Raw genomic sequence first — 320 nt, 5'->3', positions numbered from 1 at the left:
CGTTTTTACGAATTATGTGAAACCTCAATATCCTTGGATGTCCGAATTGTCTTCTAAAGTTGATCAATATGCCTTCATTAATCTAGGGGATGCCTTTAAGCGCTTCTTCAAGGGAATAAGCAGTTATCCTAAATTTAAGAAGAAAGGCCACCATGATAGTTTTACGCTTGACAATTCCGGAAAGCCATTCAAGTTGTCAGGAACTCGCCATAAGCTGCCTTTTGTGGGCTGGGTTTCTACATTTGAGGCTCTACCACCCAGTCTAGTTAAGAAAGTCACTATAACGCGCCAAGCAGGTGACTGGTATATGAGCTTTTTCG

1 pseudogene is annotated in these 320 nt (G+C 41.6%); it reads left to right on the top strand.

Annotated elements, in window-relative coordinates:
* Positions 1 to 320: pseudogene (locus P5683_RS26070) on the top strand (RNA-guided endonuclease TnpB family protein); the annotation flags it as partial.

Source organism: Limnospira sp. PMC 1279.21 (assembly GCF_032349615.1).
Lineage (GTDB): Bacteria > Cyanobacteriota > Cyanobacteriia > Cyanobacteriales > Microcoleaceae > Limnospira > Limnospira fusiformis.
The sequence above is the reverse complement of the archived record's forward strand: the minus strand, read 5'-3'. Positions and strand labels throughout refer to the sequence as shown.